The organism is Enterobacter sp. RHBSTW-00994 (assembly GCF_013782625.1).
Taxonomy (GTDB): Bacteria; Pseudomonadota; Gammaproteobacteria; order Enterobacterales; family Enterobacteriaceae; genus Enterobacter.
Map to the genome: position 1 here is coordinate 283,542 of NZ_CP056199.1, position 16,124 is coordinate 299,665.

Annotated in this window: 17 protein-coding genes; 8 read left to right on the forward strand and 9 right to left on the reverse strand. The window is 50.9% G+C overall.

From position 1 onward, the window contains the following. Nucleotides 1–67 precede the first annotated feature (67 nt). Entirely contained in the window at nucleotides 68–1,063 is a 996-nt protein-coding gene (gene dusA / locus HV346_RS01320) for a tRNA dihydrouridine(20/20a) synthase DusA (protein WP_181621837.1), read from the forward strand. Between the two features lie 162 nt (nucleotides 1,064–1,225). Beyond that, on the forward strand, nucleotides 1,226–1,468 hold the full coding sequence (gene pspG, locus HV346_RS01325) for an envelope stress response protein PspG (RefSeq protein ID WP_181621838.1): 243 nt from the start codon (nucleotides 1,226–1,228) through the stop codon (nucleotides 1,466–1,468). Between the two features lie 184 nt (nucleotides 1,469–1,652). On the opposite strand, the gene HV346_RS01330 is transcribed toward pspG, so the two are convergent. Beyond that, on the reverse strand, nucleotides 1,653–2,636 hold the full coding sequence (locus HV346_RS01330) for a quinone oxidoreductase (protein ID WP_181621839.1): 984 nt from the start codon (nucleotides 2,634–2,636) through the stop codon (nucleotides 1,653–1,655). A gap of 65 nt (nucleotides 2,637–2,701) precedes the next feature. Between HV346_RS01330 and dnaB the strand changes: the two genes are divergently transcribed. Together dnaB and alr are read left to right on the forward strand one after the other, a co-directional pair. Then, nucleotides 2,702–4,114, forward strand: a complete 1,413-nt coding sequence (gene dnaB / locus HV346_RS01335; protein ID WP_181621840.1) for a replicative DNA helicase — start codon at nucleotides 2,702–2,704, stop codon at nucleotides 4,112–4,114. A 145-nt stretch (nucleotides 4,115–4,259) separates the two neighbouring features. After that, a complete protein-coding gene (gene alr / locus HV346_RS01340) occupies nucleotides 4,260–5,339 on the forward strand; it encodes an alanine racemase (RefSeq protein ID WP_181621841.1) in 1,080 nt (359 codons plus the stop codon). A 59-nt stretch (nucleotides 5,340–5,398) separates the two neighbouring features. Here alr and HV346_RS01345 read toward each other — a convergent pair whose 3' ends face one another. Continuing rightward, nucleotides 5,399–6,532, reverse strand: a complete 1,134-nt coding sequence (locus tag HV346_RS01345) for a hypothetical protein (protein WP_181621842.1) — start codon at nucleotides 6,530–6,532, stop codon at nucleotides 5,399–5,401. A gap of 316 nt (nucleotides 6,533–6,848) precedes the next feature. Between HV346_RS01345 and HV346_RS01350 the strand changes: the two genes are divergently transcribed. Next, nucleotides 6,849–7,442, forward strand: a complete 594-nt coding sequence (locus tag HV346_RS01350) for a response regulator transcription factor (RefSeq protein WP_239006406.1) — start codon at nucleotides 6,849–6,851, stop codon at nucleotides 7,440–7,442. A gap of 85 nt (nucleotides 7,443–7,527) precedes the next feature. Here HV346_RS01350 and HV346_RS01355 read toward each other — a convergent pair whose 3' ends face one another. The 6 genes from HV346_RS01355 to HV346_RS01380 all read right to left on the reverse strand — a co-directional run bounded on the left by HV346_RS01355 (nucleotide 7,528) and on the right by HV346_RS01380 (nucleotide 10,484). Continuing rightward, nucleotides 7,528–7,818, reverse strand: coding sequence for a hypothetical protein (locus tag HV346_RS01355; RefSeq protein WP_181621844.1), 291 nt, complete (start codon nucleotides 7,816–7,818; stop codon nucleotides 7,528–7,530). Nucleotide 7,819: 1 nt separating this feature from the next. After that, nucleotides 7,820–8,227: a hypothetical protein gene (locus HV346_RS01360; protein WP_181621845.1), complete on the reverse strand. Its 408-nt coding sequence runs from the start codon at nucleotides 8,225–8,227 to the stop codon at nucleotides 7,820–7,822. Between the two features lie 70 nt (nucleotides 8,228–8,297). Continuing rightward, complete coding sequence (locus tag HV346_RS01365) at nucleotides 8,298–8,780, reverse strand: ribonuclease domain-containing protein (protein WP_181621846.1); 483 nt, start codon at nucleotides 8,778–8,780, stop codon at nucleotides 8,298–8,300. A gap of 16 nt (nucleotides 8,781–8,796) precedes the next feature. Then, nucleotides 8,797–9,246 carry a lysozyme gene (locus HV346_RS01370; protein WP_181623663.1) on the reverse strand — a complete coding sequence of 150 codons (450 nt, stop codon included), beginning with the start codon at nucleotides 9,244–9,246 and terminating at the stop codon, nucleotides 8,797–8,799. After that, nucleotides 9,246–9,851, reverse strand: coding sequence for a DUF2589 domain-containing protein (locus HV346_RS01375; protein ID WP_181621847.1), 606 nt, complete (start codon nucleotides 9,849–9,851; stop codon nucleotides 9,246–9,248). The genes HV346_RS01370 and HV346_RS01375 overlap by 1 nt, the downstream gene beginning before the upstream one ends. A gap of 75 nt (nucleotides 9,852–9,926) precedes the next feature. Then, a complete protein-coding gene (locus tag HV346_RS01380) occupies nucleotides 9,927–10,484 on the reverse strand; it encodes a DUF2589 domain-containing protein (RefSeq protein WP_181621848.1) in 558 nt (185 codons plus the stop codon). 207 nt (nucleotides 10,485–10,691) lie between these two features. Between HV346_RS01380 and tyrB the strand changes: the two genes are divergently transcribed. From tyrB to HV346_RS01395, 3 genes are all read left to right on the forward strand, one after another. Further along, on the forward strand, nucleotides 10,692–11,885 hold the full coding sequence (tyrB, locus tag HV346_RS01385) for an aromatic amino acid transaminase (protein ID WP_181621849.1): 1,194 nt from the start codon (nucleotides 10,692–10,694) through the stop codon (nucleotides 11,883–11,885). Nucleotides 11,886–12,103: 218 nt separating this feature from the next. Next, nucleotides 12,104–12,817, forward strand: a complete 714-nt coding sequence (gene aphA, locus HV346_RS01390; protein ID WP_181621850.1) for an acid phosphatase AphA — start codon at nucleotides 12,104–12,106, stop codon at nucleotides 12,815–12,817. 115 nt (nucleotides 12,818–12,932) lie between these two features. After that, nucleotides 12,933–13,286 carry an MmcQ/YjbR family DNA-binding protein gene (locus HV346_RS01395; protein ID WP_181621851.1) on the forward strand — a complete coding sequence of 118 codons (354 nt, stop codon included), beginning with the start codon at nucleotides 12,933–12,935 and terminating at the stop codon, nucleotides 13,284–13,286. A 3-nt stretch (nucleotides 13,287–13,289) separates the two neighbouring features. Here the strand turns inward: HV346_RS01395 and uvrA are convergent, their stop codons facing one another. After that, nucleotides 13,290–16,112, reverse strand: coding sequence for an excinuclease ABC subunit UvrA (uvrA, locus tag HV346_RS01400; RefSeq protein ID WP_181621852.1), 2,823 nt, complete (start codon nucleotides 16,110–16,112; stop codon nucleotides 13,290–13,292). Nucleotides 16,113–16,124: the final 12 nt, after the last annotated feature.

The window sequence follows — 16,124 nt, forward strand, 5'->3', positions numbered from 1 at the left end:
CTGCGCCTCCGACTTTTCTTTGTGCTATAGTAGCGCCCCTTTTCCACCAGATGCTTAAAACTTCGCCATGTCGTCAGAATCACAGCCTGTTTTCCCTGCACACCGTTTCTCCATCGCACCTATGCTCGACTGGACGGACAGACACTGCCGCTATTTCTTGCGTCAGCTCTCTCGCCATACGCTGCTGTACACCGAAATGGTGACAACAGGTGCGATTATTCACGGCAAGGGAGACTATCTGGCATACAGCGAGGAAGAACATCCGGTTGCGTTGCAGTTGGGCGGAAGCGATCCGGCCGCGCTTGCCCAGTGTGCGAAGCTGGCGGAAGAGCGCGGGTACGATGAGATCAACCTGAATGTCGGTTGCCCTTCCGATCGTGTACAAAACGGCATGTTTGGCGCATGTCTGATGGGCAATGCTCAACTGGTTGCCGATTGCGTGAAGGCCATGCGCGATGTGGTGTCGATTCCGGTCACCGTAAAAACCCGTATTGGGATCGATGATCAGGACAGCTACGAATTTCTCTGCGATTTCATGACGACGGTTGCCGGTAAAGGTGAGTGCGAGATGTTCATCATCCATGCACGAAAAGCCTGGCTTTCAGGCCTGAGCCCGAAAGAGAACCGCGAAATCCCGCCACTGGATTATCCGCGTGTCTATCAACTTAAGCGCGATTTCCCGCATCTGACGATGTCGATTAACGGTGGCATTAAATCGTTGGAGGAGGCCAAAACGCATCTTCAGCATATGGATGGGGTGATGGTGGGACGCGAGGCGTACCAAAATCCAGGTATTCTGGCGACGGTTGATCGTGAAATTTTTGGTGTCGAAGGTGCGGATACCTATCCGGTTGCTGTGGTGCGGGCGATGTACCCGTACATTGAGCGTGAGTTGAGTAATGGAACCTATCTTGGCCATATCACGCGTCACATGCTCGGCTTGTTCCAGGGGATTCCTGGTGCGCGTCAGTGGCGTCGCTACCTGAGTGAAAATGCACATAAAGCGGGTGCAGACATTAACGTGCTGGAGCACGCGCTGCGTCTGGTGGCAGATAAGCGATAAATTTCGCTAAAAGATGGTCAAATTCACCACGCCCTGCAACCCTCTTGCAGGGCGTTTTGCTTTTAAATCAATGAATTAATTTTGGCACATTTCTTGTAATCCCCTTTGCATGCAAGCCGGTACGCGTAATGCCGCCGGACAAGATAATTTTTAGGGGGAATCATGCTGGAACTTCTTTTTATCGTTGGATTTTTTGTCATGTTGCTGGTGACCGGTGTTTCACTGCTTGGCATTCTGGCGGCAATTGTTGTTGCGACTGCCGTGATGTTTATTGGTGGCTTGTTTGCGCTGATGATTAAGCTGCTGCCATGGCTGCTTCTGGCCGTTGTTGTGGTGTGGGTGATTCGGGCGATTAAAACACCAAAAGTTTCGCAGTATCAGCGCAATAACCGCTTTCGTTACTAAGGTATTGAGGGGTTCGTCACATACCTGCAACTTTTCCTGCGGCATTGCTTAGAACGGAATAGGATTTACTTATCGAATCTGTCACTATGACCGCCGTTAAAGAATTCATCGAGCTGTACCCTACATACAGCCGAACTAAAAAAAGAAAGGGCTTCCTACGGGAAGCCCAATTTCTTTTTAGGGCTCAGGGAATTAACAGACTTGACCCCTGTGTTACCCGACTCTCCAGCACTTCATGCGCACGCCGCGCATCGCTGAGAGCGTATTTCTGCGCATCTGCCACATCCACTTTAATCACACCGCTGGCGATCAGCGAGAACAGCTCGTTGCTGGCCTCCTCCAGCTCTTCACGTGTGCTGATATAGCCTTGCAGTGAAGGGCGAGTCACATACAGAGACCCTTTCTGGTTTAGAATGCCCAGGTTCACGCCGGTTACGGCGCCCGATGCGTTACCAAAACTCACCATCAGGCCCCGACGTTGCAGGCAGTCCAGCGATGCTTCCCAGGTATCTTTACCAACGGAGTCATACACCACGCGTAATTTCTTGCCGCCAGTGATCTCTTTCACGCGCTCGACAATGCTCTCCTCGCGATAGTTAATCACCTGCCATGCGCCTGCTTGCAGGGCGCGTTGTGCTTTTTGTGCATTCCCCACTGTACCAATCAGCTTTGCACCCAGCGCTTTCGCCCACTGACAGGCGATCAATCCCACGCCGCCTGCGGCCGCATGAAACAGGAACGGCTCGTCAGGTTTGATTTCATAGGTTTTGCGCAGCAGATAATAAACCGTCAGCCCCTTCAGAAACGAAGCGGCTGCCTGCTCGAAGGAGATGGCGTTCGGTAAAATAGCGGCTTTATCTGCCGGAACGTTATGCACAGAGCTGTAAGCACCCAGCGATGATTGCGCATACACGACACGATCGCCTTCTTTAATATGCCTGACACCACTGCCCACCTTAATCACCACACCAGCGGCTTCGGTTCCCAGTCCGCTGGGCAGCGACGGAGGCGGGTACAGGCCGCCGCGAATGTAGGTATCAATGTAATTAATGCCGATAGCCTTGTTTTCAACCTGGATTTCATTTTCGCCAGGTGTTGCGGGGGTAAACTCCACCGCATTGAGTACTTCAGGGCCGCCATGCTTGTGAAATTCAATACGCGTTGCCATGCTTCCTCCATAAGAAAATGTGGTAATCTTTCGACCCACTCTTTATCTCGGTAACTCCATTCACTATGGCAGGAAACAAACCCTTCAACAAACAGACTGAACCCCGTGAACGCGATATTCAGGTTGCCGGGTTAAAAGTCCCGCCACACTCGATTGAAGCGGAACAGTCGGTGTTGGGCGGTTTAATGCTGGACAACGAACGCTGGGACGATGTTGCCGAACGCGTCGTGTCCGACGACTTCTATACCCGTCCTCACCGCCATATCTTTACCGAAATGGCACGACTGCAAGAGTCGGGCAGCCCGATTGACCTGATCACGCTCGCGGAGTCGCTGGAGCGTCAGGGGCAACTGGACAGCGTCGGTGGGTTTGCCTACCTGGCTGAATTGTCTAAAAACACGCCAAGTGCGGCGAACATTAGCGCTTATGCTGACATTGTTCGTGAACGTGCTGTTGTCCGTGAAATGATCGCCGTCGCGAATGAAATCGCTGAAGCGGGCTTTGATCCACAGGGGCGTACCAGCGAAGATCTGCTCGATCTTGCCGAATCTCGTGTCTTTAAAATCGCCGAAAGCCGCGCCAATAAAGATGAAGGCCCAAGAAACATTGCCGAAGTGCTTGATTCGACTGTCGCACGCATTGAGCAGTTGTTCCAGCAGCCACATGATGGGGTCACGGGCGTCAACACGGGCTATGACGATCTCAATAAGAAAACCGCGGGCCTACAGCCGTCGGATTTGATTATTGTCGCGGCGCGTCCTTCGATGGGTAAAACGACATTTGCTATGAACCTCGTCGAAAATGCGGCGATGTTGCAGGATAAACCAGTTCTTATCTTCAGCCTTGAGATGCCATCGGATCAGATTATGATGCGTTCTCTGGCCTCGCTGTCGCGCGTTGATCAGACCCGAATTCGTACTGGCCAGCTCGACGATGAGGACTGGGCGCGTATCTCCGGCACGATGGGGATTCTGCTGGAAAAGCGCAATATCTATATTGATGACTCCTCTGGCCTGACGCCGACGGAAGTCCGCTCCCGCGCACGTCGTATCGCCCGCGAACATGGCGGTATCGGCCTCATCATGATCGACTACCTGCAACTGATGCGTGTGCCATCGCTGTCGGATAACCGTACGCTGGAAATCGCAGAGATCTCCCGTTCACTCAAGGCATTAGCCAAAGAGTTGCAGGTTCCTGTTGTTGCCTTGTCACAGTTGAACCGCTCCCTGGAACAACGTGCGGATAAACGCCCGGTAAACTCCGACCTGCGTGAATCGGGCTCCATCGAGCAGGATGCCGACTTAATCATGTTTATCTATCGTGATGAGGTTTATCACGAGAACAGCGACCTGAAAGGGATCGCCGAAATCATTATTGGTAAGCAGCGTAACGGCCCTATCGGTACGGTACGTCTGACCTTTAACGGACAATGGTCGCGTTTCGATAATTACGCTGGCCCTCAGTATGATGACGAATAAATCTCCGTCATCCTTCACGCCGCAGGTACGTTGACAACGCCCGATCATCCCAGACACTTAGCTTTCTAAGCTCCGGGAGATTCACGGGCTTGTCGCTTTCCTGCAACGCGAATGATTCTGGAGATTCTTTTATTAAGGATTTCAAATGCAAGCGGCAACAGTAGTCATTAACCGCCGCGCTCTGCGACACAACCTGCAACGCCTTCGTGAACTGGCTCCTGCCAGCAAGCTCGTTGCAGTCGTGAAAGCGAACGCTTACGGACACGGTCTTCTTGAGACCGCGCGAACGCTCCCCGATGCCGATGCTTTTGGTGTCGCCCGTCTCGAAGAGGCCCTCCGACTGCGCGCGGGAGGGATCACACAACCCGTCCTGTTGCTCGAAGGGTTTTTTGAAGCGGCAGATCTGCCGACCATTGCCGACCAGCATCTGCATACGGCGGTACATAACGAAGAGCAACTTTCTGCACTCGAAACCGCAGAGCTGAGTGAGCCTGTCACCGTCTGGATGAAGCTTGATACCGGTATGCATCGTCTGGGTGTGCGCCCGGAAAATGCAGAGGCGTTTTACCAGCGTCTTTGTCAGTGCAAAAACGTACGCCAGCCGGTGAATATTGTGAGCCACTTTGCCCGTGCTGATGAACCGGAATGCGGTGCGACGGAGCAACAGCTCGATATTTTCAATACCTTCTGTGAAGGCAAGCCGGGAATGCGCTCTATTGCGGCGTCCGGTGGCATTTTGCTGTGGCCGCAGTCTCACTTCGACTGGGCGCGTCCGGGGATTATTCTCTATGGTGTTTCACCGCTGGAGAACAAGCCCTGGGGGCCTGATTTTGGCTTCCAGCCTGTGATGTCGCTGGTGTCTAACCTGATTGCCGTACGCGATCACATGGCGGGTGAGCCGGTGGGTTACGGTGGAACCTGGGTCAGTGAGCGTAATACCCGGCTGGGTGTGGTCGCAATGGGGTATGGTGACGGATATCCGCGCGCTGCGCCATCCGGCACGCCAGTGCTGGTCAATGGTCGTGAAGTGACGATCGTGGGCCGCGTGGCGATGGACATGATTTGCGTCGATCTGGGCCCAGACGCCCAAGATAAAGCCGGTGATGCCGTGGTGATGTGGGGTGAAGGCTTACCCGTTGAACGCATTGCTGAAATGACAAAAGTAAGTGCTTACGAACTTATTACGCGCCTGACCTCACGGGTCGCAATGAAGTACGTTGATTAAGCTGGCTTGAGTCAATGCATCCAACAGACGTGATGGCTGTTGGATGCTATGCCGACTTTTTATGGTTTCAGCACATCATAAATAGCCTGATGGGTTAAATAGTCCGAGGCCAGTCCTGATTCCGGTATGAAAGTATTTCCCCGCAGAGTCGAGAAAGGCACGCCGGTGCTGCCTGAAGAGACATAGCGTTCACCTTTATCATTCTCGGAAACGGTATAGACGCTCTTTTGCATTTGCATAAACAGCGCGGCTTTGCGTTGGATCGACTGGTGCAACTCCAGCAGTTGTACGCCATCCAGACTGAGTTTTTTATCCATATTCACTCCCCATCTTTGCAGGCAAACTTCTGCAAAATGACGCACGATCATCCCCGGTTCGTGCAGGAGCTTCTCGCCTTTGTCTCCGTTTGCAGATGCATTTCCGACGAGTGTGGCGTGTCGCCCTGCCATAGGGTAAATATGCACCTGGGTCACTTTGTCTGTTTTCGGAATAACGCAGGAGAAACCTTTTGAGCGCTCATCTTTAGCATAGAATGCAACATATTCTCTGACGTTACTGCCTAAGGTCACTTTCTCTGTCTGAAAATTACCTGTTCCCGGAACCGGATCAACTGCAAAAATATTGACCGGGATGGTGGTCAGAACAGGATCGGCAAGCATGGCATTGGCGAGCATGTGGCAGCTAATGCCACCCCGACTCCATCCCACTAAGTTGACCTGTGTTGGCAGAATCTGTCCTTTTCGGAAGGTTTTAATAATCTGCTGCTGAAGTTCCTGTTGGGTGACTTTTCGATCGCCATAATCATATTTTCGCCACCAGAAGGAACCTGTTACTTCAACATCTTCAATGGGAATACCTGCTTTTTTCAACTGAGCGTAATTTTCTTTGGTCAGTTTTTCACGCTGCCAGTCAATATGTCCTTTCATAATATTGAGAGCATGCTGAACATTCTCTTTCCAGCCACTTCCAAGGAGTTGCCCTCGCAGTTGAGAGTAATCACCACTTTTAACCCATAACTCGTCGCTTTGCAGGTTACCACTTCCTGGACCATCAAGAATAACCCATTCCGCAAACTCTTTTCCTTTGTTATTCGCCGCCAGCATTGAAATCAATTCGCCATTCCAATAATTATCATGTGAATCATCAAATTTATTAGAGCCTGTACCACAGAAATACACTGTTAATGTTGTCATAGCAAACCTCATTTAAATATTAATATGTAAAGGGAAGGCACATGTGCGTTTGAATAATAAGCATGAAAAACGCATGATAAAATAGACCGATAAGCCTAGGTTATTGTTCGTATGATCAATGACTGTATATAGTTAATTAGAGCTATATTTTTTGTTAAGTGCAGCTTAAATATTTAAACAGGAATATGACAATTGCCTTATGCCAAATGCAGTTTTTAAAGTTTGAAAATACCACCCATACTCATTTCGGAAAAGGTTGATTGAATAATCTAAGGAAGACGAAATTACATGAGGTCAAATCGCAATGAATATATTGATGATCGATGAATTACCGATCTACATTCACGGTATGAAGACTGAACTGAAGAGAGTGATGCCGGAGTGTACCGTGTTTGCTACAAACAGCATTGAAGATGCACAATCAATTTTGTCATCAAGGCAAATCAGTATTGTTTTGTTGGATGGAGAAATAAAATGCAGTGATTTTATAAATATACTGACGTCGGAGCGGCCAGCATTGCCCATTGTGGTTATGTTGAGAAAAACGACGGAGAGAATATTTAATTTTTATATTAGGCAGAATGTAAAAGGTATCTTCACCAAAGATCTCTCTGTGGAGAAGATCAGCCAAATATTGACGATGGTGGCATCTGGTGTGGTCTGTTTTCCTGAGCAGGCAGTCGTACACCGTGAGCAACCCACCTTTGCTGCCCCCATTCACTCACTAAGCCAGCGTCAGCAAGAGGTGTTGCATCTTCTGGCGAATGGAGGGACTAATAAGCAAATCAGTCGGCAGTTGAATATCAGCGCGGGGACGGTAAAGGTTCATCTTGAATCTATTTTTCACCGTCTCCAGGTTAACAACCGCACACAAGCCGCGATGATCTATTTTAAATATATTGCTAATTAGATATTGTTTACGAAATTTTATTATGGCGTCGCAGTACGCATTAATTAAAGCGCAACAAGCAGTATTGTGTTGCGCTTTAAACATGCTATTTATATTTTGCTTGAAAGTAATAAATCACAACAACCAGCGTTCCAAAATCCTGCAGTAGCCAGAAAGGAAAACTGTCACTCAGAATATCAGCCCCCGTTAAAATGAATTTTATGTTCAAACTGCTTTCACCAAAAAAACCAAACGCCAGTGCGGCTATGCCGACTTTACTCATTACGGGTAAAGCATGAACTCTACGACTATACGCTGCAAAGAGGATAAGAAATGATGTGGTAAGATCGACAGCAATAATAAAATACAGAAGCCAACCATTCATGATGTTAGGCATGCTACTCTCCGTCTATTTTATTGTCATTTAACTGTGGCGAAGGGATAGACTCATTTCTGACTTTTCTTCTAATGACGCTGGCAACATCGAAAATATCGCGTTGTTCATTGCGTCGAAAGAAATTGGCCAGCCAGACAATCAAACCGTTGCTGAGTGCGCCCAATATATATCCCAGTCCTAGGGTAATATCGGCCTGATTGAGATCGATTTTTAGCCAGCGGGCAGATAGCCCTCCAAGGGCTACTGCTGCTCCCATACTGATACCACCAAATATAATGCCAGCCATAAACCGGCTATGCTGGTGTAATCGTTGAGGCTGCCAGAAAAAAGAGATACTCACACCACCAAATAAACCTGAAAAAGCCAGTAATGCTTCACTTATCAGTGTCGGAAGATAGATAGCAGACATGAAATTATCCTCAGCAAGAATAAAGTCCCCTTAACTAAGAAGGGGACTTTATCACCGTTACATAGACTCGTTATTGGCAAGGCGCTAACTCAACCAGGTGTTGATAATTATCGGTAGTGATATACCGCTGCTGCCCAGAAAAACTATAAATCACGTGCTTAGGGCTGCGATGGCCTTTGGCAACATCAATATCTGCGCTCAGCCAGGTCTGAGGTGTAGGCAGAGATGGATGGCTATAACGATCGCCGCCAATCCACTTTTTATTGGTCGGTTTTAACCCCCAAAGTGACTCTGAATCTTTACCAGACCAGCCAAGCCTTTTGGCTTCTTCCGTCGTGATATAGCGATCCGGCAAGCGGCCAAAATTTTTAATCGTGCGAAGTGTAGTGGCAAGATCCGTGATGTCATTAACGGGAACTGCGCCTTGCCCGGTTAAAAAAGTATTCGTTTCCTTAATTTCTTCTTCGCAGGTTTTGAGTGCCGCATGGACTTGCAGCGTGGCGGACAGAGTGATGAGTGCGAGAGCCATCTTCAGTGAAAACATTGTGTTCATCGGAGTTTCCTCTCACTTAGCTAAGAAATAATTTCATTTCGGCTTCACGGCGTCTTGTGAGTCCCGCCAGCACTTTACCGCCTGCTTTATTCCAGCTTTTGAATTGCAATGCCGCGCCTTCCATATCGCCGGAATTAAATTTCTTTAAGAGTGTCGATTTTTTTAAGTTCCCGACCCCCAGGTTGAACGCAAATGAGATCAATGCATCGAACTGGTTCTGCGTTGCAGAATGCGTCAGGAGTCTTTTCACCCCATCTTCCGTGCGCTTCAGGTCGTTCCGCAGGATGCTTTTGGCTTCTCCGGTGGTGATTTTTGTCAGTTTTTCCATCTCCTCTTTTAAAATCAAATGACCGTAACCAATGGTCCATAAACCTACGGCATCGCGATAACGTTCCAGCTTGAGTCCTTCAAACTGGCAAATAAGCTGCACACCTTTTTCGCCTGTACTTCCAGGTTGTTTTTGCATCATCGAGTCTCCTCTGCTTTTGGACGGGGGATCACTTTATTGGTGTATTCGTCTATCAAACGCATCACGCTCTCAGGTGGCTCCAGAGCGGTGAATTGCATTTCCACATCGACATGCCTGCTGTCACGGCCCCCTTTGTTATCGCTGGCTGGCGAGAGGCTGACATGAAAGCGGCCAAATTCGTTTTCTCCCGATTGCCGGGAGGGCGCCTGCATACCTTCTGTACGTATCGTCAGGTTCACTTTCATCTTTTCCAGCATCAGTCCGCGTGGAGTAGACAGGGCGACTAAAGGCAGATCGAAATAGTGGTTTTCATCCAGAGCCAGTTGTACGGTACGCGGTATCAGTGAACCGTCATCTGCAGGTTCGAAGAAAGGATCCAGCGCTTTCATATATTGCTGAGCAATTAACTCGTTCGCAGCCGTTGCCGCGTACTGCATTCCACGCGTAATGTCCTCAAGCGTGACCGGCAGGCCGGGAATATCTGCTGGAGGCGACGGTGGATTATTTCCCTGTACCGGAGGCGATGTTCCTGCAGCCTCTTTCTCCGTCTTGTTTTCCGGTTCTTCATCCTTGTCGCCGCGTAGCCATTTTTTAAAAGACATAATTCGCTCCTGAAAGGAGGCCACCGGTGGCGGCCCCTGTGTGACGGAATAGCAATACACTCACGGCGCGAAGCGTTACTGCGCAGCGACAGGCTTGGTTTTGGCGTTGGTTAAGTAATCGATAACGCGTTGCAGGGCTTCAGGGGGGTCCTGGCGCTTAATCTGCGTATGGATGGAGTATTTGGCGCGTGTATCAGTCGAACGGGTTTGCTCGGATTTATGTGAGACTTTGCCGGTCATTTTGGCTTTGAAAATCCCCCAGCCAATGGAGGCTTCCACGGACGCTTCGGTGTCGGTACTGCTTGAGCTGGCCTCGCTCTGGCTCACCTCCAGCTCGAAGTCGATCGTACCCTCTTCGATGCAAATAATCGGATGAGCAATGGCAGCCAGCAGCGGAATGCTCATTTTGCGGGTGACGCTGCCTTTGCTTACCCCTTGCTCATCCACCAACGTTTCGTCGTAATCAAACTCGATTGCAACAGCTTTTCCGTCCTTGATACAAACGGAAAGCAGGAAATCGGTATAGGATTTGCTGGCCTGTACCTGAGCTTTGATCATGGCCTGCAGTGGGCCGCCAATCATATGTTCAAGTGGAAGGGCGTTGATAACTGAACCAATAAATTGTGAATCCATAATGTGAACTCCTTGAATCAGTGAATGCGCGGTTGCGCAGGAGTCACATTACGGCACTGAAAATGTGCGGGGTATTTGGCAAATATCCCATCTGGTAGACACAAAGAACCTATGTCATCTGCGGGATAGGGGGGAAAGAGTGGTGTTACGTCATATTCCGGTTTATTGTTGAAATCCCTGCCTCATCGATTTCCGGAGAACCATCGCGTGTTTCAAAAAGTTGACGCCTATGCCGGCGACCCCATTCTCTCCTTAATGGAGCGTTTCAAAGAAGACCCTCGTAGCGACAAAGTGAATCTCAGCATTGGCCTTTATTACAATGAAGAGGGCATTATTCCTCAGTTGCAGGTCGTGGCCGAAGCGGAAGCGCGTCTGAATGCCGTTCCGCATGGTGCATCGCTCTATTTACCGATGGAAGGGCTGAATACCTATCGCCACACCGTTGCGCCACTGCTGTTTGGGGCCGATCATCCGGTGCTGCAGAAAAAACGGGTGGCGACTATTCAGACGCTGGGTGGATCGGGCGCGTTGAAAGTGGGTGCAGACTTTTTGAAGAAATACTTCCCGGATTCCGGTGTGTGGGTCAGCGATCCAACGTGGGAAAACCACGTCGCCATCTTTGAAGGTGCGGGTTTTGTTGTAGGGACTTATCCATGGTTCGACACCGAAACCAACGGTGTTCGCGCAGATGCACTGCTGGAAAAACTGAATACGTTACCGGAGCACAGTATCGTCCTGCTGCATCCGTGCTGCCATAACCCGACTGGTGCTGATCTGACTCATACCCAGTGGGATGCCGTCATTGAAGTGCTGAAGGCGCGCAACCTAATCCCATTCCTCGACATCGCCTATCAGGGCTTTGGTGCAGGCATGGAAGACGACGCTTATGCCATTCGCGCGATTGCCCGCGCCGGGCTGCCTGCCCTGGTCAGCAACTCATTCTCCAAGATTTTCTCCCTGTACGGTGAGCGAGTGGGTGGCCTGTCTGTGGTATGTGAAGATGAAGAGGCTGCCGGGCGCGTACTGGGCCAGCTCAAAGCTACAGTACGTCGCATCTACTCCAGCCCGCCAGCGTTTGGTGCGCAGGTTGTCGCGACGGTGCTGGGTGATGAGCCGCTTAAAGCTCGCTGGCTTGCGGAAGTGGAAACCATGCGTAAGCGGATCCTGGCGATGCGTCAAACGCTGGTTGATGTGCTGAAAGACGCTGCGCCAGAACATAATTTTGACTATCTGCTTAAGCAGCGCGGCATGTTCAGCTATACCGGTTTCAGCCCGGCGCAGGTTGATCGTCTGCGGGACGAGTTTGGCGTTTACCTGATTGCCAGCGGCCGAATGTGCGTGGCAGGGCTTAACGTAAACAATGTTCAGCGTGTGGCAAAGGCCTTTGCTGCCGTGATGTAAGCACTCACTTACCCGCCTCTCTCCCTGTGGGAGAGAGGCGGTGTGAGGGCATCAGGCCGTACCTGCATGTCGCTCAGCACTCTGTGATCTTCTTCTTTTTATTCAGATTCATAAGTAAAAACTCCTTTCATTCGACTCCCCCAGAGGTTATGGTCGGATAGTTTTTTGACCATTTGCTCAAAATAAAACGATAACAAACTGAATATTCAGGGGAAAATATGCGCAAGATCACACTGGCGCTCAGCGCCGCCTGCTTATTGTTCTCGCTTAATAGTGCAGTCGTTGCGCGCGCCTCCGCACCGACGCCGCTTTACACCGGAACCACCGCCGCCATTCTTGCCGAACAAGCCCCCATTCACTGGGTTTCCGTGGCTCAAATTGAAAATAGCCTGATGGGGCGTCCACCCATGGCGGTCGGTTTTGATATCGACGATACGGTCTTGTTTTCCAGCCCTGGCTTCTGGCGTGGTAAAAAAACCTACTCACCTGACAGCGAAGCTTATCTGAAGAACCCGGAGTTCTGGGAAAAGATGAACAACGGCTGGGATGAGTTCAGTATCCCGAAAGAGGTGGCCCGCTCACTGATTGCCATGCACGTGAAACGTGGTGACAGCATCTATTTTGTTACGGGACGTAGCCAGACCAAAACTGAAACGGTTTCCAAAACGTTGCAGGATGATTTTCTGATCCCGGCAGTCAACATGAATCCGGTAATTTTTGCCGGTGATAAAGCCGGGCAAAATACCAAGACGCAGTGGCTGGAACAGAAAAATATCAAAGTATTCTACGGTGATTCTGATAACGACATCACGGCAGCCCGCGATATTGGGGCCAGAGGTATTCGGGTATTACGCGCCTCTAACTCGACCTATCGACCATTGCCGATGGCAGGTGCGTTTGGTGAAGAGGTGATCGTTAATTCGGAATACTAGGCGTGCTGTTTTTTTGAACAAATCTGGTCTGCCGGGTTTACCTTTTGTCGTCTTGCTGCACACTTAAAAGGGCAGATACTCAGGTCGCGTTCAACCCATTTACAGGGGAGCAAAGATGACAATTTCGGAGATACTTCAATACTGCATGAACAAACCCGGCGCTGAACAAAGCGTCCACAGTGACTGGAAAGCTACGCAGATAAAGGTCGGGGATGTTCTTTTTGCAATGGTGAAAGAGGTTGAAGGCCGCCCGGCGGCATCACTGAAAACCAGCCCGCATCTGGCAGAGTTGCTGCGCCAGCAGCATCATGATGTCAGGCCGAGTAAACATCTGAATAAGTTGCACTGGAGTACCGTCTATCTTGATGGTTCTCTGCCAGGATCACAGATTTACTATCTGGTGGATGCGTCATATCAGCAGGCCGTTGAGTTGCTGCCGGAAACGACCCGACAGCAACTCTCGGTGTGACAATTACAGCAATGGTTTGAGGAAGCGCGCGGTGTGCGAGGCTTCGCACTCAGCGACTGTTTCTGGTGTACCCGAAACGAGGATTTCACCGCCGCCGCTGCCGCCTTCCGGACCGAGATCGACAATCCAGTCTGCGGTTTTAATCACATCCAGGTTGTGCTCAATCACCACAATGGTGTTGCCCTGATCGCGCAACTGATGCAGGACGTCGAGCAACTGCTGGATATCCGCAAAGTGCAGGCCTGTTGTTGGTTCATCAAGGATGTAGAGCGTCTGGCCTGTGCCACGCTTGGACAGCTCACGCGCCAGCTTCACGCGCTGGGCTTCACCACCCGAAAGCGTCGTTGCTGACTGACCAAGACGGATATAGGTCAGGCCCACGTCCATCAACGTTTGCAGCTTGCGCGCCAGTGCCGGAACGGCATCAAAGAACTCACGTGCTTCTTCAATGGTCATATCCAGCACTTCGTGGATGGTCTTGCCTTTGTATTTGATCTCCAGTGTTTCGCGGTTATAGCGTTTGCCTTTGCACTGGTCACACGGTACGTAAATATCCGGCAGGAAGTGCATTTCCACTTTGATCACTCCGTCTCCCTGACAGGCTTCGCAGCGTCCGCCACGCACGTTAAAGCTGAAACGTCCTGGTGTATACCCGCGCGAACGGGCTTCCGGTACGCCTGCGAAGAGTTCACGTACAGGTGTGAACACGCCGGTATAGGTTGCCGGGTTAGAGCGTGGGGTTCGGCCAATCGGACTTTGGTCAATGTCGATAACTTTATCGAAATGTTCCAGGCCCTGAATATCGCGATACGGCGCTGGTTCTGCGAGTGTCGCCCCGTTTAACTGCGTTTGCGCAATCGGGAACAGTGTGTCGTTGATAAGGGTGGATTTCCCTGAACCTGAGACGCCCGTGATGCAGGTGAACAAACCAACAGGCAGCGTCAGGGTGACATCTTTCAGGTTGTTGCCTCGCGCCCCGGTGAGTTTAAGCACTTTTTCCGGGTTAGCCGCGACACGCTGTTTGGGGACTTCAATTTTGCGTTTGCCACTCATGTACTGACCCGTGAGCGACTCAGGTACAGCCATAATGGCATCCAGCGTACCTTCTGCCACAACCTGGCCTCCATGCACACCTGCGCCAGGGCCGATATCGATCACATGATCGGCTGCGCGAATCGCATCTTCGTCATGCTCAACCACAATCACCGTGTTGCCGAGATTGCGTAGGTGGATAAGCGTACCGAGCAGACGTTCGTTGTCGCGCTGATGCAACCCAATAGACGGCTCATCCAATACGTACATCACACCGACCAGGCCAGCGCCAATCTGGCTTGCCAGACGGATACGCTGTGCTTCACCACCGGACAGCGTCTCTGCTGAGCGAGAAAGTGACAGATAGTTCAGGCCAACGTTCACCAGGAACTTCAGGCGATCGCCGATCTCTTTCAGCACTTTTTCCGCGATTTGTGCGCGTTGGCCGGAAAGTTTCAGGTTGTTGAAGAAGTCCATCGCATGACCAATGCTCATATCCGAGATGGTCGGTAGCGCGGTATTTTCAACAAAGACGTGGCGCGCTTCACGGCGCAGACGGGTTCCGTCGCAGGTGGTGCAGGAACGGTTGCTGATAAACTTCGCCAGCTCTTCACGTACCGCGCTGGATTCTGTTTCTTTATAGCGGCGTTCCATATTGTGCAGTACGCCTTCGAACGGATGGCGACGCACCGAGGTATCACCACGATCGTTCATATACTTGAATTCGATGTTCTCTTTGCCGGAACCGGAGAGGATCACTTTATGAACTGCCGGACTCAGGCTGGCCCACGGCGCTTCGACATCGAATTTGTAGTGTTCTGCCAGCGACTTCAGCATCTGGAAATAGTAGAAGTTACGGCGATCCCAGCCGCGGATCGCGCCGCCAGCCAGTGATAATTCCGGGTTCTGAATCACCCGATCCGGGTCGAAGTATTGCTGCACGCCCAGGCCGTCACAGGTTGGACATGCCCCTGCCGGGTTGTTGAACGAGAACAGACGTGGTTCCAGTTCGCGCATACTGTAGCCGCATATTGGGCAGGCAAAGTTGGCGGAGAAGAGTAATTCTTCGGCTTTCGGATCGTCCATATCGGCAACAATGGCCGAGCCACCCGAAAGTTCAAGCGCCGTTTCAAAGGATTCTGCCAGACGTGTCGCCATGTCTTCGCGTACTTTGAAACGGTCAATAACCACTTCGATGGTATGTTTCTTTTGCAGCTCGAGTTTTGGCGGATCGGATAAGTCACACACTTCACCGTCGATACGGGCGCGGATATAGCCCTGGCTTGCCAGGTTTTCCAGCGTTTTGGTGTGCTCGCCTTTACGTTCTTTAATGATAGGGGCGAGCAGCATCAGGCGTTTACCTTCCGGCTGTGCCAGAACGTTATCCACCATCTGGCTTACGGTCTGCGCAGCCAGAGGAACGTCATGATCCGGACAACGCGGCTCACCCACACGGGCGAACAGCAGACGCAGGTAGTCGTGAATTTCAGTGATCGTCCCCACGGTGGAACGCGGGTTGTGTGACGTGGATTTCTGCTCAATGGAGATAGCAGGCGATAACCCTTCAATGTGGTCAACGTCCGGTTTTTCCATCAGTGACAGGAACTGACGTGCATACGCAGAGAGCGATTCAACGTAACGACGCTGTCCTTCGGCATACAAGGTGTCGAAAGCCAGTGAGGATTTGCCAGACCCCGAAAGCCCGGTCACGACGATGAGTTTGTCGCGAGGGATTATGAGGTTGATATTCTTGAGATTGTGGGTGCGGGCGCCCCGAACTTCGATCTTATCCATTCACCTTTCCCG